Origin of the sequence: Pseudarthrobacter sp. PvP090, assembly GCF_040547365.1 — a bacterium.
Classification (GTDB): domain Bacteria; phylum Actinomycetota; class Actinomycetes; order Actinomycetales; family Micrococcaceae; genus Arthrobacter.
In genome coordinates, this window is the sequence record NZ_JBEPPO010000012.1 from 35,800 (window position 1) to 61,195 (window position 25,396).

Below are 25,396 nucleotides of genomic sequence, written 5' to 3' on the forward strand. Positions count from 1 at the left end.
GCGTCGGACAAAAGACAACGGGAACTAGCGGCGCGGCTGCAGGCCGTGTTCGTGAGCCCAGGCTGCGGCGGCCGTGCGCGAGGAGACGCCAATCTTGGCGTAAATGTTCGCCAGGTGCCTGCCGACCGTCTTCTGGCTGATGAACAATGCCTCGGCGGTCTGCTTGTTGCTGGCTCCCGCGGCGGTGAACGCCAGCACGTCCGCCTCGCGCTCGGTCAGCCCGCCGGGAAGGCGGCCGCCGTCGAGCCTGCGGACATCCGGCAGCGCACCGAGTTCACTGTAGATCGCCAGCGCGGTCGCGGAATCGGCGGCAGCAACGCTGGACTGTCCCAGCCCACGGTGCGCCTGGGCAAGCAGTTCGTAGGCCCTGGCGGTGTCGTAACGTGCGTGCAAGGTCCGGTACTCGTGGACAACGGACTGCAGCACGGGCAACGCCTCGGCGTGCTGAGACTGCGCGATCAGCATGGCGGCCCGGGCGTGCCCGGCCCAGGCGCGGAAGCCGGCAGTGGCGAACATCGCTGCGGTTTCCTCCAGCCGGGCGCAGAGCCGCTCGGCCTCATCAAAGTGTCCGAGTGCCAGGGCGATTTCGACGCCGGACAACAGCAGCCGTGCGCACGCCAGACGGTCCCGCCCCGCCAAGGCGGCGCACAGGCCGGCCCACGCCGCCTCGTTTTTTCCGGCGGCATGCTGGAGCAGCGACGCGCCCGGCTGCGGTTCGGTCCCCAATTCCCAGGCCCGGGCGTAAGCCTCCTCAGCGCCGCCGCTGTCCCCGCGAAGCCGCCGAATTTCGCCCAGCTGGTAGTAGGCCTCGCCCGCCACCCAGTTGTTCCGGCCCACGAGCTGCGCCCCGCTCTGCTCGATCGCAGGTTCCGCCGCGTCCCAGCCACCTTCGATGCTCTGCAGCTGCAGCCGGTGGATGCGGCAGATGCCGGCATACACCACGTCCCCCACGAACTGCTCGCCCCACCGCTCGGTGGCGTCAGTCCAGGCACGCATCCGGTGCAGGTCGCCGAGCTCGTGGCACGCGTGGATCACCGTGCAGTAGATCTCTCCTGCCCATTCCGGCGGCAGCCGGCCGGCGAGTACCGGGAGCATGGCCTCGTCCAGCTGGGCAAAGCCCGATGCGGTGCTGCCGCTGCGCAGGTCTGCCAGGCCGGCGAGCACCAAACCGAAGGATGTGAGTGCGGGGTCGCGCAGGCTCCGGCCCAGATCCTGCAACTTGGCCGCGGTCTCCCTGGCCGGGCCCAGGTCCGCGAGACTCAGCGCGAGGCAGGCATCCAGGTACAGCAGATAGCCGTGCTCCGGGCCTTCTGGAAGACCCTGCAGCAGTCTCCGGGCACGGCTCACCCAACCGGAAGCGATGACCACATCTCCGCGGATGAACCACAGCAGCCCCAGGTGCAGGGCCTTCATGGCCGCATCTGGTGCATCGCCGTCGTCCTGGAACCGGTGGTAGACGTCCTCGGACAGCTCCAGCGATTCCTTGACCTGTCCGAGCCACCACGCGGCCCTGCCCAGGAGACTCAAGTCCCCCGTGTCCAGTTCCGACAATGCCCGGGCCTGGCTGAGCTGCCGGTAAGCGGCATGCCAGTCGCCGCGGGCGTACGCCGTCCGCGCTGTGGCCAGCAGCCCGTCGAAGTTGTCCATCCCAGACACCACTTCAACGGTAACGCCGCGGATGGCAGCCGGTCGAGACTAGCCGCGTGAAACGTTCAAGTCGTTCGCGAGGTGGTGGGGGGAACCTGATTGCGGGATATTTCTAAGCGGGTCCGACGGCGGGTGGCTGCGTTGACGACTCGCGAGCACAGCGCCCAGTAGGCTGCCCCCGCGGCGAGCGAGGCCGCAACGGCCAGTGCCGGGCTTATCCCGGCCAGGGGCGGGTAGACCAGCCAGTGGACCAAATACGCGTAGAGCGAGGCGCTGGCCAGCACCACCGTGAGGCGGCGGAGGCCCTTCGGCACAGGGATGCTGGGCAGCCAGATGAGCAGCAGGATCCCGGCGAGGAGCGTGAATTCCCGGGTCGTGTTTTCGAAGAAACCCGGAACGGTCAGCGCCGCAATGGCGGAGACCACGCACCGTTGAGCCACCGTCCGGGACCGTGCGATGGCCCAGCCCAGGGCGAAAAGCCAGAGGGCGGGCGCCGTATGCGGCACGTCGGGGTTCACCAGCTCATAGCGGGTGAGCAGTCCGGCTCCGGTCAGGGCCAGTGGAAGGAGCAGGGGGAAACGCCGCTCGGCGCGGTCCGCCCAGGGAACAGCCAGCAGGGCTGTCATTCCCAGGAGCAGGTAGACAAGTATTTCTATGAACCAGAAGTGCCACTGTGTGGTCACCGCCTCCGGCCCGACTATCGCGTTCAGGAGCAGGATATTGGCAGGTGAGTAGTTGTCGGTGATCAGATAAGCGAAGGCGATACAAGCCACGCTGGGCACGACGATTCTGGCCAGGCTGATCAGCTGCCGCCGCAGGCGCTGGAGACGCTCCCCCGAGAGCTGGAAACGTGCGAAGTTGTACCCGGCCACGGCCATGAGCACGTGGGCCGCGCCCTGCCAGCTGAACAAGCCGACGTGTGTACCGACGATCAGGATGATACCCACGGCCCGCAACACAATGCCCGTTTCGAGCGGCGCAAAGAACCGCCGCAGCTTCCGGGCCGGTGCAGTGCGGGGCCGCGGTTCCAGGTCCCGGACAGGCGTCACGTGCCAGTCCGGCGGGAGATGGCCCAGGGCTTGTTCCAGCCTGACCGATGCTGCCACGTAGGACAGCGAGTCGCCTCCCAGCGAGACAAACGTGTCGCCGTCGGAGATGTCGGCGATCTCCAGGGTGTCCGCGTAGATCCTCCGGACGCTGCCGGGGCCGTCGGCCGCCGCTTGCGCGTGCACCTCGGCATCGGGCCGTGACAGCGCCAGGACAGCCTGATAGTCCAGCTTGCCGGTCGCCAGGCGCGGGAGGTGTTGGACCGAGTGAACCTGGAGAGCGGCACGCGGCACCCCCAAGCCCTGGGCAAGGACCTTGCCCAGCAGGCGCGTATCGTGGTCACCCTCGACGGCGACGACGAGACCGTCGTCGGTCCCGGCGCTGGCTGCCTGCACGCCGAGGTCGGCCAGTATCCGCTCCACCTGCCCGAGGTCAACGCGCAGTCCGACGATTTTGACGAACTGGCTGCGGCGCCCCACGACTTCGTAGACTCCTGTGGGGTGCTGCCGGGCGAGGTCGCCGGTGCGGAGCTCGCGGATGCTCCGGCCCTTTCCGAGGTCCTCGGCGGTCTCGGCGTAGCCGAGCATGACGTTGGGGCCCGTGTAGACGAGCTCGCCGTGCTCCAGGCCGGGAACGGGGTCGATGCGGAATGCGCCTCCGGGGACGGGGATGCCAATGGCGCCGGGGACCGTGGCCGCGAGTTCAGGCGGCAGGTATGCCATCCGGGCGGTGGCCTCCGTCTGGCCGTACATCACGAACAGATCCCAGCCCTGGCGGCGACCGAGTTCGGCGTAGTGTTGCACCATCTCCGGTGCGAGCCGGCCTCCGGCCTGGGTGACGTAGCGCAGACTGGGTAAATCCATGTCCGTGAACCCCACCCGTTCCAGCAGCTCGAAGGTGTAGGGAACGGCCGCGAATGCCGTCGCCCCGCGGTTTCGGAAAAGCTCCCAGAAGCACGGATCAACGACCGAAAGGTCTGTGAGGACCAGTCCCGCACCGCGGAGCAGGTGGCTGTTGATCACCGACAGCCCGTAGCAGTAGGACATGGGCAGCGTCGTCGCAGCCCGGTCGTCCGGGCCGATGTTCAGGTACTCGGAAATAGACTCGGCATTGGATTGCAGGTTCGCATGCGAGAGACGGACAAGCTTCGGCGAGCCCGTGGACCCGGACGTGCTGAGCAGGAGGGCCAGATCCGGGTGCAGCTCATGCCGCGTGCCCGGCCGGCGTTCGTCGAGGACGATTCTTCCGTTCCGGGACCGCACAACGACGTCCGGATCGTAGGCTGCAACGAGGGATTCCAGGGCAGCGGGTTTGTCCTCGGGCAGGAGGACCAGGGGATGCCCGCCGGCCAGTGCCGCCAGATAAGCCACAAGCGATTCGACGTCGTTCGCTGCGGCCAGCGCGACAAGGCGCCGCTCGGTGCCGAGCCGGACGGCCAGATCGCCGACGCGATCCGCCAGCTCCCGGTAGGTCAGCGCCAGGGTGTCGGTGAGAATGGCTGGCCGGTCCCCGTAGCTCGCAAGATCCGCGGCAAAGGGCACCCGCATGAAAACAAGCTGCGTGGTCATCCGGAAAATGCTATTAGATTAGGCTCCCCTAAACAAAATTACGGCACGAAATGCTTACGTAATGCGGCCGCACCGTGGTCTCCGGTGGCGCTCCGTCACCCCTGCGTTCGACTGAGGACTGGGGCCGCAATTGACCGTCGCCATGTTCTGCAACTTAGGGCAGATCTGAGACGCCCGTGTAGGTCGCGTAGGTGGGGAGTCCAGCTCGTTCATAGACCTGAAGGGTGAGTCCGCCAGGGGTGGTCTGACTACTGACGAGGCGGAGTCCCACGGACGGGCCGCCGTCGGGGAAGAGGCGGCGGCCGACACCGACAATGACGGGAGCGACCACGATCCGGAACTCGTCGATCAGCTCTGCCGCCAGCAGGGATTGGGCCAGCCGGGCGCTTCCGTGGATCTGGAGTTCCCGTCCGGGTTGCCGTTTGAGTTCTGCGACCTGGGCTGCGACGTCGGCGGAGAGGATCGTCGTCGGATTCCAGGTGCCCACAGTCAAGGTGCGCGAGGCGACGAATTTGGGCAGGCTGTTCATGAGCACGGTGAAGGGATCATTCGGATCTGTGATCTGGGGCCAGTCCCTCGCGAAAGCGTCGTACGTGCGTCGGCCGAGCAAGAGCCCGTCGGCCTGGCCGAGCCATTCCGCGGCTTGACGGATGAATGTTTGGTCCATGTACGGGACAAGCCATCCACCCCGGGTAAACCCGTCGCTGGTGTCTTCCTCAGGCGATCCCGGGCCCTGCGATACGCCGTCGAGGCTCACGAACTCGGTTAATGTCAGCTTCATGGACTTCTCCCTGCAGACTACGGTTGGGCTCTGCAACGCAGACACCGAATGGAATGGCTAAACGTTGAGTTCGCGTCTGCCCTCGGAAGGTGGCAGGGCCAGATTCAGCCTGGACTCAGTGATGGGTAAATCATGGCTGAGGGCCGGCGCCGAAACAACGACCCTGCGCTGAACGATTGTCATCTCGTCAGGGAAGGCTTGTTCAGCGATCGCCTTCGCAGTCAAACAGCATTTGTGCCGTCGGCCGACCCTGTCCGTCACACCTGCGCACGACTACCATCTTGCCTGTTGACCAAGCCCGCGGTGACAAGCACAGGCGGGGCAGACGCAGAGTGAGGAAAATGCTGTGACCGGATGGACGAGGCTGGGCGGACCGCACTGGCGGCGGGTGGTGGCTGCCCTCGCCAACAACGACGCGCGGACCGCCTACGCGCAAATCGTGCTGGGCGCCAGGCTATCCGACGTGGCTGCTGGCCTGAATGAGCGACGGCGGAACCGGGCCATCGCCGCCCTGCTTGAGTCAGGGCTTGTTGAACGGGATGCTGCCAACGGACTGGTGGCGTCTGAGGCGATCTTCCGCGACCTGCTCACTCAGCAACCCCGGCGACAGGCGCAGACCGGAGTGGCTCGCTTCATGCGCTTGGGCAGGATCGAGAGGTATCCAGCCAACAAAGCGGAGCGGCGGGAGCTCCTGGCTTGGCTAGTCAGCGAAGCCATCGAGCCGGGAGAACAGCTAACGGAAAGGCAGGTAAACGAACGGTTCCTCAGTTATACCGATGATGTCGTGATGCTGCGCCGCTACATGATCGACTTCGGACTACTGGAACGGACGCCCTCCGGCTCCTCCTACCGGCGGCACGACGGAACGTAGGCCTGGATCTGTCACCGGCCCGCCGGCCGGGGCGTTCGACGCCGAACGTGGACCGCGTAGGTCAGGTGGGTCACCCGCTGCGTCGACTCCGAACGCACCGGCTCCAGAGCCACGCGGCCCGCGTCCACGCCCTCGAACAGGCGGATCCCGGACCCGAACAGCACGGGTGAGAGCGCGATCGAGAACTCGTCGATCAGGCCGGCGTTCACGTACTCCAGCACCGTTGCGCCGCCGCCCGCGACGCGGACGTCGCGGTCGCCGGCAGCCCCGCGGGCCTGGTCAAGCGCGGACTCGATGCCGTCGTTGACGAAGTGGAACGTCGTCCCGCCCGGCCGCTCCCATGGGTCGCGCTTCTCGTGCGTCACGACGAAGACCGGCGTGTGGAACGGCGCCTCTTCGGGCCATGCGTGCTCGCCGGCGTCGAACATTCGCTTGCCCATGACGCTCGCGCCGGTGCGCTCGAACGTCTGCCGCACGATGTCGTTGTCGCGCCCTTCCTCGCCGCCCGCGCCGAGCTTCAGGTTCTCCCGGAGAAACCGCGTCGGGAAGATCCACTGCTGCAGTTCCATCCACTGCTGCCCCATCAGTTCCTCGGGGGAATCGGGCGCGATGTAACCGTCCAGCGACATCGAAACACTGAAGAACACCTTCCCCGCCATCAGCCCTCAGCCCCTTTGCGGACGATCTCGGTGACGTAGGCAGCCAGGTTGCTCAGGGTCTGCTGGCCGCCCTCGATCGCGTGGTACTTCTCGACCGCCTCGTCGCGCAGATCCTTGGTGGGGAACACCGTGCGCATCTCGATCCGGGTCGCCGCACCGTCGGGCACGAACGTCAGGACCGACGTGAAGGCATTCGGGTCGCCGCGGGACTCACCGTGGAGCATCGCAATCCGCTCCGGCGGGGCGATCTCGGTCCAGGTGATCCACTCCTGGTAGTCGGTCCCGTCCGGCCCGTGCATCACGAAGTCCCACTCCCCGCCGACCCGGAACTCGAAGGCGCGCGTGGTAGTTGTGAACCCCTCCGGTCCCCACCACTGCGACAAGTGCCGCACCTCGGTGAATGCCTCGAACACCAGCTCTCGTGGGGCGTCGATGAGCCGGGAGATGACGATCTCCCGGTCGGCCGTCGCGGACTGCGCCGGCGCCCCTCGTCCCATCTCGCTCATCACCTACTCCTCCCGCCTTGCCTGCTTCAGGTCCTGGACGTACGCGTCCAGCCGGCCGAAGCTCTCGTTCCAGAACTGCTCGAACCCGCCGGTCCACTCGTGAACCGCTCGCAGCCCGCGGGCGTCCAGGTCGTAGAGGCGCTGCTTGCCTGCCTTGCGGTCCCGCACCAGCCCGACCTCTCGGAGCACCCGCAGGTGTTTGGATGCCCCCGGCTGGGATATCCCCAGCTCCCGGGACAACTCGGTCACCGGCCGCTCGCCCGCCCGCAACAGCATCAGGATCTCCCGGCGCTGCGGCTCGGCGATCGCGTTGAAGACGTCCGACGTCGTCGATGCTCGTGCCATACCAGCCATCGTATACCCATATAGGAATGCGTCAATACCCCTGAACCGGCGTCTTGATGGACCGGGTACAGGCCGGGCAGCAACCCCTGCCGGGTGTCCGCGTCGACCGCGGAATCCTCGTGCTCATGACTGACAGCCCGCAACTGGTGAACCGAGCACGCGATTGGATCGCCAAAGCCCGTTCATTTCACTACCAGCAGCTCACCACGCACCGCAGGGTGAGGCGCTTCGGAAAGACCCGGCTGACATTCACCACGGGCCAGGCCATAACCAACTTGGGCGCCTTTTTGTTGCCGAGTCGACAGGCTCAGCGGGCTTACCGGATTGGGCTGTCTTGGGCGTTATGCTCGGGGGCTTCTTGGGGGGCAAGTACCTGTTCCCAGTCCCGGTCAGCAGTATCGCCAGTCGGAGAGGCCCAGCCGATGTGGTCAGCAAAAGCGCAACGGAGCTGGACAGTATGGCCCCGGAGGAAATCCGGGTTTACGAGAACAACATGGTCCTACAGCACCGGCTCAAAGACGCCGGAGGGCTGGGGGCCACGCAGGCGCTGCAGCGCCAGCTAGAGGCGTCCCGGACTGCGGAGGAGACCGCCGGCCTGGCCGCTGGAAGCCTGACTGGGCTGTCATTGGTTGGCACTCGGGCCTTTAGCGCCGCTGCTGCGCGGCACGAACTTCTCAAGAGCCGGTGGCTGGCCTATGAGGTCGATCCGCAACTGCAGTTCGACTTTCCGGCGATGTCCGATACTGCGTTCCCCGCTACCGCGGCCATGATCAGGGCAATGCGGACGGCCGATCAGGCAAAGTCAGAAGGCAACACGGCGAACTACCAGTCTGCCGTCGCAGCATTCTGCGAAACGTTGACGGTAGCCGAGGCCGCCGCCGGAGTGCCATAAATGACGGCTAACGAACTGGCTGAGCGCAGACGCATGCCAGTGTTTTTCAGGGCATGACGGCCCCGCACGTTGGATTCAACGCGCGTGGCCTTTTCGTTCCGTTCTGGGCTTACGCGCGCTCACGTGCCTCATAACTAACGATGAGTACTCGATTTTTGCCTGAAGGTTGCAAGACATAGTTACGAGAATTGCCCTTGCCACAGCACGTCCAGAATTCCACCGAAAATCTGTGACCGTGCAAGTGAGGCAACTGTTCACTCGTTGAAACATCTCGTTTCCCAAGGGTTTCAAGACAGCCGGCTACCCGAGGTGCGCATATAGAAATTGACGGGCTGTTCAGCCGGCGATGAGCAAGGGTCCGATCCCTGCGCGGCAGTGCCCTAACCGCCTCATGCGCAGGCATGCACCATGCACGGGCATTGCGAATTAACGATGGGGTGCGACAGGACTAGATCAGCGTCTATCCCTTGGAAAGTCGCGGAAGGTCTACCGCCTGGTCTTCAAACCATGAATCAATGTCGGCTCCGGCTCGCCACTGGGCAAGGAACCATAGATACCCAATGTGATAGCCGTAGTCGATTCCAGAGAACACACCTTCGGTTTGGTAGGCAGTTGAGTCGAGCAATCCAACGAAACCGGATAAGCCGTCTGCAGACCCATCACTACGCATCTGCCTATGAAAATCAACGGCGCGGGGATTGATGTAGAGCCTGAATCCCGTTGACGGGCAACGGTCTGCCCCATTTAGGAATTCAATCAGCTCCGCAGGTACCTGCAGCTGATGGGTAGCCAACATGCACCCAAGTTGCTTGCCGAAGTAGCGGGCAAGGTTCCGCGACTTTTCTCGCCAACCAGAGCTGTAGACCGTTTGCCAATCAATCCGTTCCCAAGTGGACATCACGTCGATGTGCTCGACGAGGAAAAGTTCAAAATCGTCATAGGCGCGGTCGAACGGCTGACTTTTGGCGTTGTTGCAATTGCCGCAAAGGTTCTTACGCCAACGTACTTGAGTGCCCTTGTTGAGGCTGCGAAGTGTCGCCTCGTAGTCAGAACTCTTTTTAAAGACGTTGCCCGGTGCGACGGTGCCGTCGCCCAACCTGGCTACCCGACGAAGCGTGGAAGCCTTGATTCTGTGTTCTTCGGTAGTCGCCACGTCGCCGCACCACCAGCAGCGATCACTCGCGGGCACCTGAAGATGTCCAAGCGCCGGGTTCAGCTCCAAGCTGCTTCTCCGCCGTTCGTCGCTCATTCAGGCATTATCCTCTCGGCCGGCGTAATGCCGTGCATACAACCCCGAGAACTGACAGTGGAGGGAAGGTGTGACTGTTGGTTCGGATTGGCGGCTTTCGCAGTTCGGTTTGGCGGTTTTAGCTGATTCCGATGACGAGGGTCGAGCGTGCGGCTTCAATGACGTCGTCGGTGATGGTGCTGAGTTCATTGATTTTCATGACTCGTTCGACTTGGGTGAAGAGCCGGTCGATGAGGCGGAAGTTGCCTCGGGTAATCCGGGCAACGGCAGCGATGGCCTGGGCATCGGTGAAATCTTCCGGGTCCAGGGTCTGACCGAGTTTGTGCCATCGGCGCTCCAAAACGAAGTTCAGTTCTTCCTGGGCCAGTGGGCGGTATTCGTGGGCGAAGCCGACCCTGCTGTAGAGCTGCGCGTAGCGGCTGAACCATTTTTCAATCCCTGGCATGCCGATCAGGATCAGGGCTATGTTGTCCCGGTCGTAGCGGTCACGCAGGAGTTCAAGTGCCGTGGCGTTGAGCCGCTCGGATTCGTCAATGATGAGCAGCTCCACATGCTTGCCGGTGCGGGTCGGTGGTCCTGTCTTCTTGCCGATCTTTTCCAGATGCTGGTCAACGCAGATCGATACGCGGGTGCTGACGTGCTCGAGTTCGGCATGGATCTGTTTCGGCGAGGTGAGCACGGCAGGGGTGTAGAAGACGGTGCGTGCCCGGGCCAGGGCTGCATAGATCTGGTAGTCAGAATCGTCCCGGGGACCCCACTGTTCCAGGAGGTTCTCTGCCTTGTGCCAGTTTGCGTAGCGCCTGGCGGAGAGGGTCGTGCCGATTCCGGCCTGGCCGTAGCAGATGCCGATGGTGTGCTGGTGGCGCACCGCGTCCGCGAATTCAGCGAACCGGCGGTGCTCTTTCGTGGCGATGAAGCTCGGTGCAGTCATTGGCCGTCCTCCAGGTAGGTGCGTAGCTTTGGGCGCTTCTTGGGCTGATCAACAGCGTCCGGGGCGGGAGTCGGTTTCGTTGACGCCAGGTCCGGCAGGTGCCGGGCCACGACGGCGATGCGCTGGTTGATTTGTCCGCGCAGTTCCCGACGGCGGGCCGATCGCGCGGCCTGGATGTCTTTCAAAGTGAGAGTGGAGGTTTCGTGGTCAGGGTCCACGGCCCGGCAGATGAACTGGTTCTTGTGGAAGACGCGGATCTCGGTGATGTCCCGCGGGTCGTAGCGGACAATGACGGGTTCTCGGACGTAGGCGGCCAGGAGTGGCGAGACGTATCTGAGCCCCTGGAAGTGCACGCCGTCGCGGTGGACGATCCGGGGTTTGGCCACGGTCAGCAGCAATAGATTCAGTTCGTCCATGGTTGCCGGGAGCCTGGGCAGCCAGCCGTCGCCTACCCAGGCATGATGCGGGGTGTCTTTGATCTCGGGGTGCTCGCGTTGGTGGTAGTTCTCCGTGATGAAACGGCAGATGGCCGTGTCCAGCTCTTTTAGGGTCAGCACCGGCGCCGGAGGCGGGTGTCCGCGGGTCAGGTGTCCGGGCAGTTCGGTCAACAGCTCGGTATTCACGCTGCCGAAGAACCGTTCGATCTTGCCCCGCCCTTGGGGTCTGGCAATGGTTGAGTAGATGATTTCGAAGTGCAGGTCCTTCGCCGTCTGGGCCAGATGGTTGCTGGTGAAATCCGACCCATGGTCGACGTAGAGGGTGTCGGGGATCCCGCACATGGGCCACTCTGCCCGGGCTTTGGGCCAGATGGCCTGTCGCAGTGCCAGCGCTGTGTTCATAGCTGACGGTGCTCCGAGGAAGAGCATGTAGCCGCAGACTGCGCGGGAGTAGTCGTCAAGGATCGTGGTGAGCCACGGGCGCCCGGGCTTCAGGTTCGCGTCCAGGACGAGGATGTCCAGTTCGGTGTGGTCTGCCTGCCAGATGGCGTTGGCGCGCTTGGCCCGGTGCCGCCAGGCCAGTTCATAGGTGTCCCGGTAGGCGACCGCTCCCTGCTGCGCGAGGGTTCTCATGCCGGGGTCAAGGCCCGTGGCGATTGAACGGACCGTGCTGTATGAGAGCGGCGGCCAGTCGTGGTCCGCGGCGACGCGGTTGGTCTTGCGGGCGATGGTGGCCACGGGCAGGCGCGGTTTCAGCAGAGCCAGCCCTTCGACAAGTGCGACCAACTCGGGAGTGCTCCTGCGTTGGGTGGTCCCGCGGTTTGCTGTGGCGAGTCCGGCGATGCCGCCGCGTTTGTGCGCCGCGTGCCAGCGCTGCAGTGTCCTCATTCCTATGCCTTCGAGTGCGGCGAGGGTCGTCAGTGGCACGCCGTCTTCGATATGCCGGCACAGGATTTGCCAGCGCATCAATGCCGTCTGCTCAGGCGTGGAGGCAGCATCCCCCGTCGGGGTACTGCTGCCTCCGACAGTCACCGCACTGTGTTCTCTGTTGCGGGTGACCGCCGCCGCCGCGGCGCAGCAGGGACCGGCTCGCGCCGGAGTGCGCGGTAAACGGTGGCGCGGCTGACGCCGAGGACCTCACCGATCTTCTCAACCGTCATCTCCTGCTGCTCGTAAAGCCGCCGTGCAGTCCGGAGTTTGTCCTTGGTCAGCAGGGCGGGCCTGCCGCCGGAGCGCCCGCGTGCCCGTGCTGCATGGAGGCCTGCGTTGGTCCGTTCACGGATCAGATCCCGTTCGAACTCCGCCAGGGCGGCGAATACGTGGAAGACGAGCCGCCCACCTGAAGACGTGGTATCTATCGCTTCCTGCAGGGAGCGGAATCCGATGCCGCGTTCCTGCAGGCCAGCCAACTGATCAATCAAGTGCCGGATGGACCGGCCGAGGCGATCCAGCCTCCATACCACCAGCGTGTCACCGGGCCGGAGTTGGTCCAGGACCTTCGTCAGTTCCGGGCGGGACTCCAGGGAGCCGGACGCCGTGTCCGTGAAAATGCGGTAACAGCCGGCCGCCTTCAACGCGTCCTGCTGGAGGGCCGCGTCCTGGTCCGCGGTCGATACCCGGGCGTAGCCCAACAGATGTCCCATGCGCGCAAATGTACCAATACCCGTCAACCATGGGAAGAACCGCAACATAGAAACCGACACTGGGTTCCGCTACAAAATTCGGGAGTCCACCGAATCTTTTGAACGCTGTCACTTTCCGAAGTCGTCTGCACGGAGTGTCCACACTCGGCTGCAAGACCACCACATGTCTGTATGGGGATGGGTGAACGAGCCATGCTCCCCGGTACCGCCGTGCAAGGATCTCGTAGTCAACCGAGAGGAGATACGGCACTTTGTTGATCCCCGCACAGTCACGTCGAGCGAAGGTCCGCCGATGATGCGTAGTTGGGTCAGCTCCCGGTCCTCGTTGCGGCCCTGACCTGGGCGCGGGTGACTGTGACGTCGATGGTCAGCGTGGACGTGGACTTCTTCGGTACGTTACCGGTGGTTTCGATTCGTGCCCTGAGCCGGATGGATGTGCCGGGAACCGCCGGGACGGTGGCGGAAGTAACCGGGTCCGCGGGGGACCCGAATCCTGCTTCCAGGACCGTGGACGGTGTTCCGCCCTGGCACACGTCCTGTTCTTCAACCCACCCGGTGCTGCAGGACTCGATAATGAACTGCACGGTCGACGGGGCATCCGCCGTTCCGGTGTACCCGGCCCGTGTGAGGGGCAGTGTGCCGGTGTTGCCGACGGTGAAGTACTGGGGCGTGAACGAGGGCTGCGCGGGGTTGCCATTGTTAGCGAACGTGAGTGTCAGGGGGCCGGGTCCGTAAGGGGCGGGGCTCAGGGTCGCGACGGCGCCCCAGGTGCCGCTGCTCACGGCCTGGGAAACCGAGGATGCCTTCGCGGTTGTGGCAGCCTCGGCCGGTGTGGACGTGCACACCAGCAGGGCGGCGGCCGCAACGACGGCCCCCGCCCTGCCGGTGTGAGTGCGCACGTCCACGCAGCTTAGCTTCCGGTGGTCGTGGCGGTGCGCTGGGATTCGGAGAACGTCCAGGTCAGTGCAGAAGACAGGCCCTGGATGGTGCCCGCGGGAGTGATTCCGTTGGTGGTGGTTTCGGCCTGGTCCGGGAGGGTCAGGGAGACCTGCAGGTTCAGGACAGAACCGGCGGCGTTAACCCCGGCCTTTACCGCTGCCGGGGAGGCGAGCGTGCTCAGTGGCGTGCTGGCCAGCAGGACGGTGGGGGTTCCGCTGCAGGTCCCGGCGCCGGTTCCGGGGACCCAGGCGACCGAGCACTGGGTGACGGTGGCACGCAGTCCCTTTGTGGCGCTGGTGGTGAGGAGGGTCGGGGTGGCATCGGCGACGGCCAGGGTGATGTCTTTGCCGTCCAGGACCGTGCCCTGGGTCAAGGTGATGTACCTGTTCACGACGTCACCGGGGACGAGGTTGGAGACGGCCTGGCCGAATCCGGCGCCGTTGTTGCCCATGGTCAGGCTCAGGGTGCCGGAGGTTGCGTTCTGGGCGGTGGTGTTGGTGGCGTTGGCGGTCAACGCCGCGTACACACCGCCACCGGTGATGGCCAGACCGGTGGCCGCGACGGCGAAGGCAGCGATCAGGCGGGCGCGGGGAAGGCGGGTGGTGCGGGCGGTGCGGGTGGTGGCAGCAGACATGACGGATCCTTACGGGAGAGGGTGACGGGTGATTTTAGAGAGCGGGGACGGCAGAGCTTGCGCTGCCGGGGGATGCTGTTGGTTCGCGGAGAATCCAGAGCACGGCGGCCCCGGTCACCATCAGACCAAACAAGGCGGTCAGGAGGGCACGCTGTACCGGGCCCTGGATCCAGAGCAGAACGGTCCCAACGGCCGGGACGGTGGCCACGACGACGGGAACCTGTGCCTGATCCAACGTGGCCCGCCAATGATCCGGGGCCGGATTCGCGTCACCCTTGGTGGTGAGCACCGGCTGTGCCGCAGTGCCGGCGATGGCGGTGATGCGGTGGGCAAACGGGACGGATTCCCCGGGGGGCGTGAAAACTGCAATCTCGCCCGGACGCAGACCAGTCACGTCCTGGGGCGCGGTGATCAGCAGGTCCCCCGGGGCGTAAGCCGGCACCATGCTTGCCGTCAGGACCGGAGAGAAGCCGATGTGAAGCAACGGCGCCACGACGCCGACGCCCAGGCACACCAGGGTGACGGTTGTGGCGGCGATCATGCCCAGTACATGCAGTACGGAGCGAAATCCACGGTTCCGCGCCCCCCGGCGGGAATCCGTGTCCAAGCTGAATGAAGCGTCCATGCGGACGAATCCCTTCGTTGAGACCTTGCACCAGTCCCGCTGTCGGAACCAATAAAGTAAAGCTATATTACTTTTACTTGTTTTTCAAGCTACTGGGTAGCAAAGCTAGATTCAAGGCTGGCGATCGGCCTGAGAACAAGGGTTTCATCCTCCGCGGACGCTGCTCAACATAGCTTGACAGTAAAGTAACTTGATAAGTATCCTTAAGGCAGATTAGTCGTGGACCACTGCGGAGCGGCATTCTCGAGGTGGCAACCAGGCAGTGCGGAACCAAATAGATAGATATGATCCGGAGCGAGAGTTAGACATGACAGAACACACCGGGGAACAACCGGGGACGACCCCCCGGAAGGATTTGGCGCGGGTGATGCAAGGCCTGCGCCTTGTTGATGTGGGCACGTATGCACTCAGGATGCGCCTGGCCAGCCAGCTGGGAATCAGCACCATCGACATCAACGCCATGGCATTTGTCGGAGAAACTGACGGCGTAACACCCAAGGCCCTCGCCGCCGCCCTGAACATCACCACCGGGTCCGTAACCGCCATGCTGGACCGCCTGGAATCCAAGGGTTTCATGGTCCGCAAACCCCACCCCACGGACCGGCGCAGCCTCCTCCTGCAGCTCAGCCCGGCAGGGACGCACGCGATGCAATGGTCAACCGAACACTTCTCCGAAGCGGCAGCGGCCGTCCTCGCCGGATCCTCCAATGAAACCATCGCCGATATCAGCACATTTCTCGAAAGCATCGGGCAACGGCTCCTCGCCGCCGCCGGAGCACCCGACGAGACAACCAGCTAAAACCCACCCCGCATCGGCGTTCGGCGCTGCAGAGGTTCGCCTACCCGACTGAACCCCCACACAAGGGACGGCAGACGTGGATCTTCCCCTCACTGGTTAGGGGCCAAGAACCCGATTTGACGCCTATAGGAGCATCATGGGCACGGCAAAAGCAATCTCCTTCGGGCTTTTCCCGCACCCACGTGGACGACCGGACCCAACGAACCGCCTGCACACCATCGCCAGGTCACCACGGCTCCGCACGTCACCTCCAGTGACCGACGATCCTGCACAGCCTCCAGCCACTGTGGTCCGACACAAACCCGCCGGCCCGGCAACAAAGACGAACATCCCGTCCTGTTGGCGATGCGGCCGCAAAAGTCACCGGCGGCACAGATTCCCCGTCGGTTGCCCATCTCCACATCCCGGCGGGAATGGCCGTAAGCTCGCCCCCAAACGGAAGACGGTGACGACATTCAATGACGTACGACGGCCTGGAACTCCTCGGCTTTTGGGCGCTCTCCATCTTCCCCGCGGCGGCGCTTGTTGTGCTCGGTGTTCTCATCCACAGACGGTCATCCGGCCCCCGGCAGATGTCCCGCTATCTCTTCGGCGGGATTGGCGCATCTATTCTCTACGCAATGTTCGCCGGCGTCCTCGCCGCGCGGATGTTCCCGCCATCGTTTGACCCCTACTTCTCCTCGGGCCGGGGACTCGATCTGCGTGGAATCGGCTTCGTTCTGGGCGGCTTCGCCGGCGGAGCCTCAGGAGCCGCCACTGCATTTCTTGCCTTCATCACCTCGAAGGCAATGACATGGCACCGGCAACGCAACGCCAAACCGCAGGACCGCACTGTCACCCGTGACTGATGCACCCCCGTACCCGCACCCACCGCACCCCGGACTACTCCACGCTTCGTCCTGGGCGCCGACTCGCCCAACAGGTCCAGTGACTGCCGGGCCCGGATTTCCGGTAGGGTCCACACCGAATAAACCACCAAACGAAAAGAGAACCCACCCCATGGCAGCCGACTACGACGAAGTGAAACCCGACGTCGCCGAATCCCGCAACGCCTCCATCGAAGCTCTCAAAGAGGCCAACTCCCCCGACGCCCGCAGCGTCGTCCTCGAACTGGACGAAACAGACACCGTCGACGGCGTCGAACTCCCCGGCGCCGACCTCTCCGGCGAAGAACTCATCATCCAGGTCATCCCCCAGGCCCCGGACGAATTCACCTGCTACTCCTGCTTCCTCGTCCGCCACAACTCCCAAATCGCACGAACCAAAGATGGACACAACTACTGCATCGACTGCGAAGCCTGACCACCCTCAACCCACCCGCCTGAGAACCCACCCCGGGCCCGGGGACTGGGTGGATATCAACAGCGGCGGGTCCCTCTTCAGCCGGGGGCTTCAGGGTTAACCCGGACCTCATGCGTGAGATTCACCCGAAACCCTTTCCCCCCGGGCGAAGGATCAACGTAGACGCGCCGGTTATCAACGTCATTGCCCTCACCGGGCTGGGCGGCGCCTTCTTCTCCGTCCTCTACGGAGTCCTCAGAGCCGCTGTTCGAGACGGGACACTCCAGGTGCAGGAACGTCGCAGCAGCACAATGGAACGACCAGCCTGCTGAACCGGGATCACCGGTCGCTGCGGCCGGCACCGGACCGGAGCAAGCGTTCGAGCAGAACAAGCCGAACAGCCCAAAACACGAACAGGAAAGCACCAGCTGTCAGGAGCAGGGCGTCAGGCCAACTGAAGCCCCGCTCCGAGAGACGGAACCACGCCGGGCCAGCAATCGTCGTCGAAACGAAGATCCCCAACCACCCGGCCAGCCTCGTGCCATAACGTTCTGTCGGCGCCTTCTCCATCAGTCCCCCTGCATCATTGACGTACCGTCCCGCCCTCGACCTGAGAAAACCCATCAGCAGATGTAGCCAACCTGCTGGCTGAGTACATCTACGCGGTGCCGGAACACGGGTGCTGTCCGGGCACGCACCGGGGAACGAGCCGCACTACGCGCGGGTCACGACAGCCACATCGGGGCCCGGGCGGTCGCGGACGCCCAGCTTCCTAAGCGCAAGCGGTCCCAGGACGGTTCCGCTGAGGATGATGCCCGCGAAGATCAGGCACGACAGCTGCCACGACCCACCCTCATACAGCAGCCCCGCGATCAGCGCCCCTGCTGCCGCGCCGAGCATCTCGAAATTTGTCAGCAGGCTCAACCCGCGGCCCACCCGGTGCCCGTTCACCTCAGCCACGACCGCCCGCTGGATCGGGAGCAGGATCGCCCACGAGGCACTCGTCAGCACCCACAGCGCGGCAATCACGACCGGACTGGGCGTGAACGAGAGACCGGCCGCCGTCCCTGCCGACGCGACGGAGGCGATGACATAACCCGTCCGCCGGCCACGACGTTCAACAAAGCGGTGCAACACACGGGGCATCACCGTGAGCACGATTCCCCCGGGTAAATAGATCAGCGCAATCTGGTAGACCTCGAGCCCGAGCGCGTTCTGCAGATGAAGCAGCAGCAACAACGACACCCCGGCCTCGGCGACAGCGGTCACCGACGCGACAGCCAGCAGCGGGGCCAGGCGCCTGCCATCGCCCCGGATCCCGCCCGGTGGCTGGCCCTGCGGTGGGACCAGGAACCTCGGCACGCGCAGCAACAAAACCGCCGCGGCGATACAGACGATCGAGAGGGTCCCAAAGACGCCGCCGAAGCCAACCAGCGGCAGCAGGACCATAGCCGGAATCCAGAAAGACCACGAGCCCAGCGCCTCGGACGACAACATCCCGGCCATGGAGCCGGAGTCCAGGTCAAGGTCCTCGGCCGCGATCGCCCGGACAGCGATCCAAAAGAACGCACCGCCCACACCGCCCACACCAGCAGCGGCGAAGGCAAGCGGCAGCGATGACGCCAGGGCATAGCCGCCGCAACTCACCGCGTACAGCAGCGCACCCGCTGCGGCGACCCTCGTACGCACCCGGGTGTCGACCAGCCACCCCGAAACCGGCCGCGCGATCACCGAGACAACAAGCTCAACAGCGACGAGAGCGCCGATCGCGCCGGGCGCCAGGCCCAGCTGCGTCTCGCCCCACAGCGGAATCAGGAAGTCCACCAACTCCGCGGATCCTCCAACAAAGGTCGCGGCAGTGCCCGCCGCCCGCTTCCGGTCCGGTCCATTCCCCATGCCCCGACCCTAAGTCCGGCATCACGAACCTCCCCCGCTTTTCCGATCCCCCGGCCACGTCAAATCAGCGATGGCACAACCGGCGCCAGAACGCGGACACAACCCACCGTTCGCTGCCGGTTAGGCTAGTGGGCATGACGTTGGGGGACGCGGCCGCCGAGCCGCTTGTACACATCAAAGACTTTCGCATGGATTTCGGGGACACGACGGTCATCAAGGACCTCTCCTTCGATGTCCGGGCCGGGGAAACCTTCGGGTTCCTCGGCAGCAACGGATCCGGGAAGACCACCACCCTCCGGGCGCTGCTGGGGATCTACCAGCCGACCGCCGGGACACTGCACATCGGCGGCAAACCCTTCGCCCCGCAGGACGGCGCGTTCCTCGGGTACCTCCCCGAGGAACGCGGCCTCTACAAGAAAGAGTCCGTCCTCGACGTCATGGTGTACTTCGGCCGGCTCAAAGGCCTGACCAAAACCCACGCGAAAAACTGGTCCCGGGACTACCTGGAACGCGTCGACCTCGCCGACAAAGCCAGCACGCGGCTGGACAAGCTCTCCGGCGGGCAGCAGCAGAAAATCCAGCTCGGCGTGACCATCATGAACGACCCCGAGCTGCTGATCCTGGACGAACCAACCAAAGGCTTCGACCCGGTCAACCGCCGCCTGCTCATGGACATCATCGAGGAACAAAAACGCGCCGGCGCGACCGTCATCATGGTCACCCACCAGATGGAAGAAGTCGAACGCCTCTGCGACCGGGTGATCCTGCTCAAAGACGGCACCTCCCGCGCCTACGGCACCGTCGCCGAAGTCCAGGAACAATTCGGCGGCACCGTGTACCGACTCACCTACGACGGGGCCCTGCCGCCCTCGGCCCTGTACGACATCATCACCTATACCGGGTCCGACGCAGAGCTCTCCCCCCGCCCCGGCGGGAACGAAACCGCCGTCCTGCGCGAACTCATCGACCACGGCGTCGCTGTACGGTCCTTCACCACCGCGCGCACGTCCCTGGACGAGGTCTTCATCAAGGTCTACGGCGAGAACCACGAAATGGCGGAGGTCTAAGAACCCGATGACACAGCAAACATCCACACAACTCCCGCCCGACTCCCCCGCCCCGGCGCCAGCCACCCCGCCGGCACCGCCGAAACGCCCTTTCGCCCGGCACAACCTCCGCACCGTCGTGGCCTTCGAATTCGGACGCACGATGAAGAAGCGCGGCTTCTGGATCGCGACGCTGTCCATCCCGGTCGTGATGGCGATCGTGTTCGCGCTCATCTACCTGAGCAACTCCTCCACGGCGGCCAGTGCAGACGCCCAGAAGACCGCCGCCGTGGCCTTCACCTACACCGATGACTCCGGGCTCGTGATCCCGGACATCGCAACCGCCATGGGCGGTACGAAGGCCGCCGACCCGGACCAGGCCGTGCAGGATGTGAAAGACGGTGTGACGGAGGCGTACTTCGTCTACCCCGCCGAACCCGCCACGGCCCCGGTGAAGGTCTACGGCACAGATAAAGGGATCTTCGAAAACGGCAAGTACGACGCCGTCGCCAAACAGCTCCTCACCGCCTCAGCCCAGACTGCGGTCGGCTCCCCGCAGCTGACCGCCGCGGCCAGCGGTGACGTGACGACCGAATCCGAGACCTTCAAGGACGGCCAGGCCACCGGCGGGTTCGGCGCCGCGATACCGCCGCTGATGTTCCTGGTGATTTTCTACGTCTCGATCCTCCTGCTCTCGAATCAGATGCTCAACAGCACCCTGGAGGAGAAAGAAAACCGGGTCATCGAGATGATCCTCACCACCCTGAGCCCGACCACCCTGATCACTGGCAAAGTCGTCGCCCTGTTCATGGTCGGGCTCGTCCAGATCCTGGTCTTCCTCACCCCCATCGCGGCGGCCTACATCTTCTTCCGCGACAAACTCGCCATCCCCGACCTGGACCTGTCGACCATCAGCTTCGAACCCGGCACCATGATCGTCGGGGCGCTGCTGCTCCTGGGCGGCTTCACCGTCTTCACCGGTGTCCTGGTCGCCATCGGCGCGGTCATGCCCACCGCCAAAGACGCCGGCACCATCTTCGGGCCCCTGATGGCCATGATCTTCATCCCGTTCTACGCGATCAGCCTGATCATCTCCGACCCCCGGGCCCTGATCGTGCAGATCTTCACCTACTTCCCGCTCTCCGCCCCCGTCACCGCGATGCTCCGCAACGCCTTCGGCACCCTCAGCCCACTTGAGTCCACGATCATCATCGCCGGACTCTTCATCACCGGATTCCTCATTCTCCGACTCGCGGTCCACCTCTTCCGCTACGGGTCCATCCAGTACTCAGGCAAACTCTCCATCGCCAGCACCTTCCGGAAACGCACCACACCCACCGGGAAATGACGCCTATGCCAAACAAGCTCACGGACCCTCAGACGTCCCGGCTAAGCCGATGCCTACGGTGGGCCCTCTGCACGTCAATGACGGGGCTCACCATATCGATGATCCTCTCGTGGGATCATCCGGATCTGCCCCCGCTGCTTGGACCGATACTGGTTCTCACGTTTTTTGTCGGTGCGGCGAGCAGCGTAACCGGCCTAGCAGTAATACGAATCAAAAACTCTCGGAATTAGCCCAAGTAAAGCGACGGAGAGTAACTGTTGACGCCGCGACGTGCCCTTCACAGAAGGTCGTCGCGCGGGCAGACGACTTCTGACACTGACACCGGTCAAATACGACCCTTCGTGCATGGGCAGGCGGGACACCCAGCAGGCCTTGACGAACAGCTGTCTCGGTGACTTTCGGCGGTAAACGGCGGCGTTCTCACAGCGCTTTTTGGCCCATGGTGCAGCCCGCAGCGCGCGTCTCGAAGCGAGCGAGGGATCGGCTTCTGTGCGCTATTGCTCGAGCGCGGCTCGTAGGAGGCGAATGGCCTTCGGTCCAACTCCGTGAAGCGCCGCGAGGTGATCGAGGCCGATGCGCTCTGCATCATCCAAGCTCCGCACCCCTGCCTCCGCTAGGGCCCTGACGGCTGGAGCGCCGATGTTCGGAAGAGGTCGCGGGGCGTCCATGGGTTGAAGGATACGCTTCGTATCGACCGCCCGTAAGCCGGTGGTTCTACGGACGCCGTGAAGCGGGAAGGGAGTTCACCTACGTCACTCGATGAAGACGACTTCCGATCGGCCACACCAGGGTGAAAGATTGCAGGATTAAGACAATTGAGTGGTGGCAAAATCTAGACTCCGTGGCGCAGGCGTGGCTAATTGCGCACAATGGCGACGTTATCCCCGCGGACGTAGTGGACAAGATCGCGGCCGCCGGCGGCGTTGTGACATCGGACGCTTGGTGGATGGGCGACCGAGGACCCGAGGGCATTTTTCTCTCCGACGAAGCAGTCGATTGGATCGAGGCAACGGCCAACGGCGAATGAACTGAATCGCGCCCGCCAAGGGATCGGCTTACGGGCAGCTGTAGAAGGACGAATTCGGCGCCTATTCTTGCTGGTGCGGTGGACGGTCCCTGCGGTGTGACTGGGCGTGAGTTGATTGGACGGCCGAACCGCTTTCGGCAACGATGGTGGGGTGAACGAAGGACACGATGTTTCGGATCTAACATTCCTCACACGCATGCCAGGTCCATACCGGGTGGGTGTGGTCATTCTCGGCTTACTCACCACGTCCGCAGTGGTGGTTCCGTTGAGCGCTGAGATCCCGAGTGTGATGAGCCTGGTCCTCGCGATCTTGCTTGCAGCTTTGTTCACTGCCGTCTTTTTGATGCGAGCCGTCGTGCGCCTTGGGGTGCTTGGGGTGCATATTCGGGTCGCGGGTGTCTTCACGACGACCATCCCATATGACCAGATCACCGGGGTTGCCCCCGACCGGGTTACGGGAGTTCGTGAGGGAATGGGCTTGCGCATACTGCCGAATAAGACGACTGGCTACTTGGTGGGGGGTCCCTCCGTGCGTATCAACACCAGCGGAGGTACCGCTGTCCTAGTCTCATCAAAAACTCCGAACGAGCTTTCAGAGGCTATAGGGCGTCGTTCATAAGAGACGACACGATTGAGGACGGGCGCCGAGGAACCCAACCCGAGCGGAGGTAACGGCGCGCAGGACCCGCATCCGTGAGCAGAAGGGGGTGGCAAGAGCACTCCCGCTGATGGATCGGCTAGCGGGCAGCGGGAGCGGGAGAATCAGTGCTTAGACGATAGCCCCGTTGTCGAACTGCCGTAGCCGGGAAGATCGGCGCGGCAGGCCCCAGGCCCAATACGCCATCATCAGGCCTGCGGTTGCCGCTCCGCCCGCGTAGGTCAGGGGCGAGGACCATGAACCGTCAGGTGCGGGGATCACCAGGGCTAGAACGACAGCAGTTAGGGCCAGAAGGACCTCCGCGGCCGCCTGCAGTAAACTTGCCCGGTACTCGGAGTAAGCCAGCCGGGCCAGCGGAATGATTGGCAGCAGGAACAAGCCGAGGCTAAAGACCTGGTAGATGACGTTGAACGTAAAGATCACCAAGCCCAGCACCATCAGCCCCAGGAACTTCAGCAGCTGGAAAGGCTTGAACTGGTCCTCTGGTGTCCACCGGCTGAGCAGGAGTCCCCATGCGGGCAGGCTCAGCAGCCAGCCGCCGGCCCAGAAACCCAGGTTCAGAAGCGCCAGCGGAACCAGCAGGGCGCCGGGCAGCAGGAACGCCACGGCTTGCCGCAGCGACGGCAACTTCCGGGCGGGACCGAAGATGCACACTCCGATCAGCAGGTATGCCGCAACATAGCCAGGCAGCAGCTCGAGCACCGACCCCCAAAGCGGGCCAAACATTAGGAGCGTCAGCGCGGCGACCATCACGCACACCGCCGCGAAGGTCCATGGTTGTCGGCCCTCTGTAGCATTCACAGCTCGACGCTACTGCCGGTTCGTGTCCGGAGACCGGAGGGTAGTTCCCGCATGTGAGCATTTGGGCCCTGAGTTACCCGTTGGAGTGTCCGGTAAAGGTTCGCCCAATTGGACGGTCTGCGGTGATGGTAGTCAGATGGATCGGGCTTTTCCGCTGGCGTTGCAGCGGGCTGCGTGGACAGTCACGCCGACACTTACTACCAAGCTCAGGAACAGGGCCAGGAAGCCGGCTGCGGCGGCGACATAATAGCTTGCCGGATCAGGCACTGTATCGACTACTGGTTCCATGTAGAACCAAATGGTGGAGCCGGCGTTCACACCCAGTAATGCGATCACGCCAGTCAGGACCCACGCGGTTATAGCAAGAATGACCATCTTCATTTCATTTCTCCCCCAATTTTGGACTGGCTGCATCCGTTGTGCCCTGATCCTAGCCGCGGGGCATAATTCCGGCGGATGTGTCCCGTAGCGGGTTCGTCTACCGGACACCAACAGTGCGGTGGTCGACCGGCTATCGGGCATGTGCTCGTGTCGCACCCGTGCCCAGCCACGCCCAGTTGAAGACGTTCTTGACAGGCTAACTACTGAGATAGACAATCTAGTCATGAATGTTCCTGCCTCTGATCCGCAACCCATAGGAAGCGCGGACTGGCCCAGTGATTGGCTCCGGGCCACGCTTGGGTTCCTTGCCCTCCGCGCCCTATCCGCCGGGCCGTCTTATGGATACGCGATCATCAGCGAACTCGAGCGCCATGGGTTCGGCGCCATTAAGGGAGGGACCCTGTACCCACTCCTCACCCGGTACGAGGCTGCCGGCCTGGTCACCACGGATTGGCGGGCCGGCGACGGCGGTCCTGGCCGCAAGTACTTCGCACTGACAGATCAGGGCCGCGCCGAACTCACCCGCCTGAGCGCTGACTGGCTTCGTTTCGCCGTCACCAGCACGCATTACCTCGACCCCGAGCGGCTCACGAAGGAGATCTCCGCATGACGCAGCAGACCAACGATAAGAAATGGTTCGACCAGCTCGTCATGGAGTTACGTGTGCGCCAGGTGCACGGGAGTGCCATCGGTGACACCATCGCAAGCGCCAGGGAGCTCCTCGGCGATACCGGCCAACCGGCTGAGGAAGCCTTCGGGCCGGCCCGGGAGTACGCTGCCGCGCTTGAACTCCCGTCCGAGCCGAAGCACGATTGGGTGCGAAAAGCACTGTGGCCGTCACTGCTCGGGCTCTTGGCTTTCCTGCTTTTCAATCAGGCAGTGGTGTCCTGGACACGGTCAGAACTGCTGCTGGTTTCACCTGCGCAGCTAGCCCTCCTCGCTACACCAGTCGTGTTGCTGGCGTTTTTGCCGCTCTACCTCGACGCCGTCATCCGGCGCATCTGGGTATGTATCGGAATCACCGCCATTTGCGTCCTGGCAGGCATCCTCTCAGCCTTCATGACGCCAACGACTCAAGCCGAAGCATGGCTAGCGATCGACCCGCTGCCCTGGCTCATAGGCAGCGCACTCGTGATGGTGGCACTTTCAACCATGAACACCATCCGGTCATCCCACTCGGAGGACGACAACGACATCACCGATCCACTCTCCGGAACAACGGACAGCCACGGAAGAGGCGCCAGGGCAATCGTTCAGGTAACTAACTGGCTGTTCCCCATACTCGCCATCGCCATGCTCGGCCTCGCGCTGTCATTCCGCTAGATCAGCTAGATGCCTGCCAACATCCTGTCGCGGTGGGGGATCGGCATGCGGGCACCCATAGG

The 25,396-nt window shown here is 64.0% G+C and carries 25 protein-coding genes; 9 read left to right on the forward strand and 16 right to left on the reverse strand.

The annotated features are described in order from the left end of the window. Positions 1-24: 24 nt before the first annotated feature. The 3 genes from ABIC21_RS14580 to ABIC21_RS14590 form a co-directional block, all read right to left on the reverse strand. The gene (locus ABIC21_RS14580; RefSeq protein WP_354351232.1) at positions 25-1,647 is read right to left on the reverse strand and encodes a LuxR C-terminal-related transcriptional regulator; all 1,623 of its coding nucleotides are present in this window, start codon (positions 1,645-1,647) and stop codon (positions 25-27) included. 65 nt (positions 1,648-1,712) lie between these two features. Next, positions 1,713-4,262, reverse strand: a complete 2,550-nt coding sequence (locus ABIC21_RS14585) for an AMP-binding protein (RefSeq protein ID WP_354351112.1) — start codon at positions 4,260-4,262, stop codon at positions 1,713-1,715. A gap of 154 nt (positions 4,263-4,416) precedes the next feature. Then, positions 4,417-5,043: a dihydrofolate reductase family protein gene (locus ABIC21_RS14590; protein WP_354351113.1), complete on the reverse strand. Its 627-nt coding sequence runs from the start codon at positions 5,041-5,043 to the stop codon at positions 4,417-4,419. Positions 5,044-5,389: 346 nt separating this feature from the next. Here ABIC21_RS14590 and ABIC21_RS14595 point away from each other — a divergent pair, with 346 nt between their 5' ends. Continuing rightward, entirely contained in the window at positions 5,390-5,914 is a 525-nt protein-coding gene (locus tag ABIC21_RS14595) for a DUF2087 domain-containing protein (protein WP_354351114.1), read from the forward strand. An 11-nt stretch (positions 5,915-5,925) separates the two neighbouring features. Here the strand turns inward: ABIC21_RS14595 and ABIC21_RS14600 are convergent, their stop codons facing one another. Genes ABIC21_RS14600 through ABIC21_RS14610 form a run of 3 tightly spaced genes read right to left on the reverse strand, consistent with a single transcriptional unit; the run spans position 5,926 to position 7,424 of the window. Continuing rightward, positions 5,926-6,573, reverse strand: coding sequence for a dihydrofolate reductase family protein (locus ABIC21_RS14600; protein WP_354351115.1), 648 nt, complete (start codon positions 6,571-6,573; stop codon positions 5,926-5,928). Beyond that, a complete protein-coding gene (locus ABIC21_RS14605) occupies positions 6,573-7,079 on the reverse strand; it encodes an SRPBCC family protein (protein WP_354351116.1) in 507 nt (168 codons plus the stop codon). Before ABIC21_RS14605 ends, ABIC21_RS14600 begins: the two co-directional genes overlap by 1 nt. A gap of 3 nt (positions 7,080-7,082) precedes the next feature. Then, on the reverse strand, positions 7,083-7,424 hold the full coding sequence (locus ABIC21_RS14610) for an ArsR/SmtB family transcription factor (RefSeq protein WP_354351117.1): 342 nt from the start codon (positions 7,422-7,424) through the stop codon (positions 7,083-7,085). A 457-nt stretch (positions 7,425-7,881) separates the two neighbouring features. Here ABIC21_RS14610 and ABIC21_RS14615 point away from each other — a divergent pair, with 457 nt between their 5' ends. Further along, positions 7,882-8,316: a hypothetical protein gene (locus ABIC21_RS14615; RefSeq protein WP_354351118.1), complete on the forward strand. Its 435-nt coding sequence runs from the start codon at positions 7,882-7,884 to the stop codon at positions 8,314-8,316. Between the two features lie 460 nt (positions 8,317-8,776). Here the strand turns inward: ABIC21_RS14615 and ABIC21_RS14620 are convergent, their stop codons facing one another. From ABIC21_RS14620 to ABIC21_RS14650, 7 genes are all read right to left on the reverse strand, one after another. Beyond that, a complete protein-coding gene (locus ABIC21_RS14620; protein ID WP_354351119.1) occupies positions 8,777-9,565 on the reverse strand; it encodes a hypothetical protein in 789 nt (262 codons plus the stop codon). A gap of 118 nt (positions 9,566-9,683) precedes the next feature. Beyond that, the gene (locus ABIC21_RS14625) at positions 9,684-10,496 is read right to left on the reverse strand and encodes an AAA family ATPase (RefSeq protein ID WP_354351120.1); all 813 of its coding nucleotides are present in this window, start codon (positions 10,494-10,496) and stop codon (positions 9,684-9,686) included. After that, entirely contained in the window at positions 10,493-11,821 is a 1,329-nt protein-coding gene (locus tag ABIC21_RS14630; RefSeq protein ID WP_354351121.1) for a TnsB C-terminal domain-containing protein, read from the reverse strand. Before ABIC21_RS14630 ends, ABIC21_RS14625 begins: the two co-directional genes overlap by 4 nt. Before the next feature lie 140 nt (positions 11,822-11,961). After that, positions 11,962-12,576, reverse strand: coding sequence for a recombinase family protein (locus tag ABIC21_RS14635; protein ID WP_354351122.1), 615 nt, complete (start codon positions 12,574-12,576; stop codon positions 11,962-11,964). Positions 12,577-12,884: 308 nt separating this feature from the next. Beyond that, entirely contained in the window at positions 12,885-13,475 is a 591-nt protein-coding gene (locus ABIC21_RS14640; RefSeq protein WP_354351123.1) for a hypothetical protein, read from the reverse strand. A gap of 11 nt (positions 13,476-13,486) precedes the next feature. Beyond that, positions 13,487-14,149 (reverse strand): TasA family protein, encoded by a 663-nt coding sequence (locus ABIC21_RS14645; protein WP_354351124.1) that lies wholly within the window; start codon positions 14,147-14,149, stop codon positions 13,487-13,489. A 34-nt stretch (positions 14,150-14,183) separates the two neighbouring features. Next, positions 14,184-14,774 carry a signal peptidase I gene (locus tag ABIC21_RS14650; RefSeq protein ID WP_354351125.1) on the reverse strand — a complete coding sequence of 197 codons (591 nt, stop codon included), beginning with the start codon at positions 14,772-14,774 and terminating at the stop codon, positions 14,184-14,186. Between the two features lie 367 nt (positions 14,775-15,141). On the opposite strand from ABIC21_RS14650, the gene ABIC21_RS14655 reads away from it, so the two are divergent. From ABIC21_RS14655 to ABIC21_RS14665, 3 genes are all read left to right on the forward strand, one after another. Next, complete coding sequence (locus ABIC21_RS14655; RefSeq protein ID WP_354351126.1) at positions 15,142-15,573, forward strand: MarR family winged helix-turn-helix transcriptional regulator; 432 nt, start codon at positions 15,142-15,144, stop codon at positions 15,571-15,573. A 458-nt stretch (positions 15,574-16,031) separates the two neighbouring features. Continuing rightward, a complete protein-coding gene (locus tag ABIC21_RS14660; protein ID WP_354351127.1) occupies positions 16,032-16,421 on the forward strand; it encodes a hypothetical protein in 390 nt (129 codons plus the stop codon). Between the two features lie 151 nt (positions 16,422-16,572). Continuing rightward, positions 16,573-16,875, forward strand: coding sequence for a DUF4193 domain-containing protein (locus ABIC21_RS14665; RefSeq protein WP_354351128.1), 303 nt, complete (start codon positions 16,573-16,575; stop codon positions 16,873-16,875). 693 nt (positions 16,876-17,568) lie between these two features. On the opposite strand, the gene ABIC21_RS14670 is transcribed toward ABIC21_RS14665, so the two are convergent. After that, the gene (locus ABIC21_RS14670; protein WP_354351129.1) at positions 17,569-18,750 is read right to left on the reverse strand and encodes an MFS transporter; all 1,182 of its coding nucleotides are present in this window, start codon (positions 18,748-18,750) and stop codon (positions 17,569-17,571) included. A gap of 134 nt (positions 18,751-18,884) precedes the next feature. Here ABIC21_RS14670 and ABIC21_RS14675 point away from each other — a divergent pair, with 134 nt between their 5' ends. Together ABIC21_RS14675 and ABIC21_RS14680 are read left to right on the forward strand one after the other, a co-directional pair. Continuing rightward, positions 18,885-19,817: an ABC transporter ATP-binding protein gene (locus ABIC21_RS14675; RefSeq protein WP_354351130.1), complete on the forward strand. Its 933-nt coding sequence runs from the start codon at positions 18,885-18,887 to the stop codon at positions 19,815-19,817. 7 nt (positions 19,818-19,824) lie between these two features. Beyond that, complete coding sequence (locus ABIC21_RS14680; RefSeq protein WP_354351131.1) at positions 19,825-21,144, forward strand: ABC transporter permease; 1,320 nt, start codon at positions 19,825-19,827, stop codon at positions 21,142-21,144. 1,796 nt (positions 21,145-22,940) lie between these two features. Here ABIC21_RS14680 and ABIC21_RS14685 read toward each other — a convergent pair. Both ABIC21_RS14685 and ABIC21_RS14690 read right to left on the reverse strand, forming a co-directional pair. Beyond that, a complete protein-coding gene (locus tag ABIC21_RS14685; RefSeq protein WP_354351132.1) occupies positions 22,941-23,630 on the reverse strand; it encodes a hypothetical protein in 690 nt (229 codons plus the stop codon). A 132-nt stretch (positions 23,631-23,762) separates the two neighbouring features. Further along, positions 23,763-24,011, reverse strand: a complete 249-nt coding sequence (locus ABIC21_RS14690; RefSeq protein WP_354351133.1) for a hypothetical protein — start codon at positions 24,009-24,011, stop codon at positions 23,763-23,765. A 223-nt stretch (positions 24,012-24,234) separates the two neighbouring features. On the opposite strand from ABIC21_RS14690, the gene ABIC21_RS14695 reads away from it, so the two are divergent. Then, positions 24,235-24,621: a PadR family transcriptional regulator gene (locus ABIC21_RS14695; RefSeq protein ID WP_354351134.1), complete on the forward strand. Its 387-nt coding sequence runs from the start codon at positions 24,235-24,237 to the stop codon at positions 24,619-24,621. After that, complete coding sequence (locus ABIC21_RS14700; protein ID WP_354351135.1) at positions 24,618-25,334, forward strand: hypothetical protein; 717 nt, start codon at positions 24,618-24,620, stop codon at positions 25,332-25,334. The genes ABIC21_RS14695 and ABIC21_RS14700 overlap by 4 nt, the downstream gene beginning before the upstream one ends. The last annotated feature ends 62 nt before the right edge of the window (positions 25,335-25,396 follow it).

Coding starts and splice junctions, on each gene's coding strand:
- ABIC21_RS14580 (WP_354351232.1), bottom strand. CDS start 1,647: ATGGACAACTTCGACGGGCTGCTGGCCACAGCGCGGACGGCGTACGCC.
- ABIC21_RS14585 (WP_354351112.1), bottom strand. CDS start 4,262: ATGACCACGCAGCTTGTTTTCATGCGGGTGCCCTTTGCCGCGGATCTT.
- ABIC21_RS14590 (WP_354351113.1), bottom strand. CDS start 5,043: ATGAAGCTGACATTAACCGAGTTCGTGAGCCTCGACGGCGTATCGCAG.
- ABIC21_RS14600 (WP_354351115.1), bottom strand. CDS start 6,573: ATGGCGGGGAAGGTGTTCTTCAGTGTTTCGATGTCGCTGGACGGTTAC.
- ABIC21_RS14605 (WP_354351116.1), bottom strand. CDS start 7,079: ATGAGCGAGATGGGACGAGGGGCGCCGGCGCAGTCCGCGACGGCCGAC.
- ABIC21_RS14610 (WP_354351117.1), bottom strand. CDS start 7,424: ATGGCACGAGCATCGACGACGTCGGACGTCTTCAACGCGATCGCCGAG.
- ABIC21_RS14615 (WP_354351118.1), top strand. CDS start 7,882: ATGGCCCCGGAGGAAATCCGGGTTTACGAGAACAACATGGTCCTACAG.
- ABIC21_RS14620 (WP_354351119.1), bottom strand. CDS start 9,565: ATGAGCGACGAACGGCGGAGAAGCAGCTTGGAGCTGAACCCGGCGCTT.
- ABIC21_RS14625 (WP_354351120.1), bottom strand. CDS start 10,496: ATGACTGCACCGAGCTTCATCGCCACGAAAGAGCACCGCCGGTTCGCT.
- ABIC21_RS14630 (WP_354351121.1), bottom strand. CDS start 11,821: ATGAGGACACTGCAGCGCTGGCACGCGGCGCACAAACGCGGCGGCATC.
- ABIC21_RS14635 (WP_354351122.1), bottom strand. CDS start 12,576: ATGGGACATCTGTTGGGCTACGCCCGGGTATCGACCGCGGACCAGGAC.
- ABIC21_RS14645 (WP_354351124.1), bottom strand. CDS start 14,149: ATGTCTGCTGCCACCACCCGCACCGCCCGCACCACCCGCCTTCCCCGC.
- ABIC21_RS14650 (WP_354351125.1), bottom strand. CDS start 14,774: ATGGACGCTTCATTCAGCTTGGACACGGATTCCCGCCGGGGGGCGCGG.
- ABIC21_RS14655 (WP_354351126.1), top strand. CDS start 15,142: ATGCAAGGCCTGCGCCTTGTTGATGTGGGCACGTATGCACTCAGGATG.
- ABIC21_RS14660 (WP_354351127.1), top strand. CDS start 16,032: ATGACGTACGACGGCCTGGAACTCCTCGGCTTTTGGGCGCTCTCCATC.
- ABIC21_RS14665 (WP_354351128.1), top strand. CDS start 16,573: ATGGCAGCCGACTACGACGAAGTGAAACCCGACGTCGCCGAATCCCGC.
- ABIC21_RS14670 (WP_354351129.1), bottom strand. CDS start 18,750: ATGGGGAATGGACCGGACCGGAAGCGGGCGGCGGGCACTGCCGCGACC.
- ABIC21_RS14675 (WP_354351130.1), top strand. CDS start 18,885: ATGACGTTGGGGGACGCGGCCGCCGAGCCGCTTGTACACATCAAAGAC.
- ABIC21_RS14680 (WP_354351131.1), top strand. CDS start 19,825: ATGACACAGCAAACATCCACACAACTCCCGCCCGACTCCCCCGCCCCG.
- ABIC21_RS14690 (WP_354351133.1), bottom strand. CDS start 24,011: ATGAAGATGGTCATTCTTGCTATAACCGCGTGGGTCCTGACTGGCGTG.
- ABIC21_RS14695 (WP_354351134.1), top strand. CDS start 24,235: ATGAATGTTCCTGCCTCTGATCCGCAACCCATAGGAAGCGCGGACTGG.
- ABIC21_RS14700 (WP_354351135.1), top strand. CDS start 24,618: ATGACGCAGCAGACCAACGATAAGAAATGGTTCGACCAGCTCGTCATG.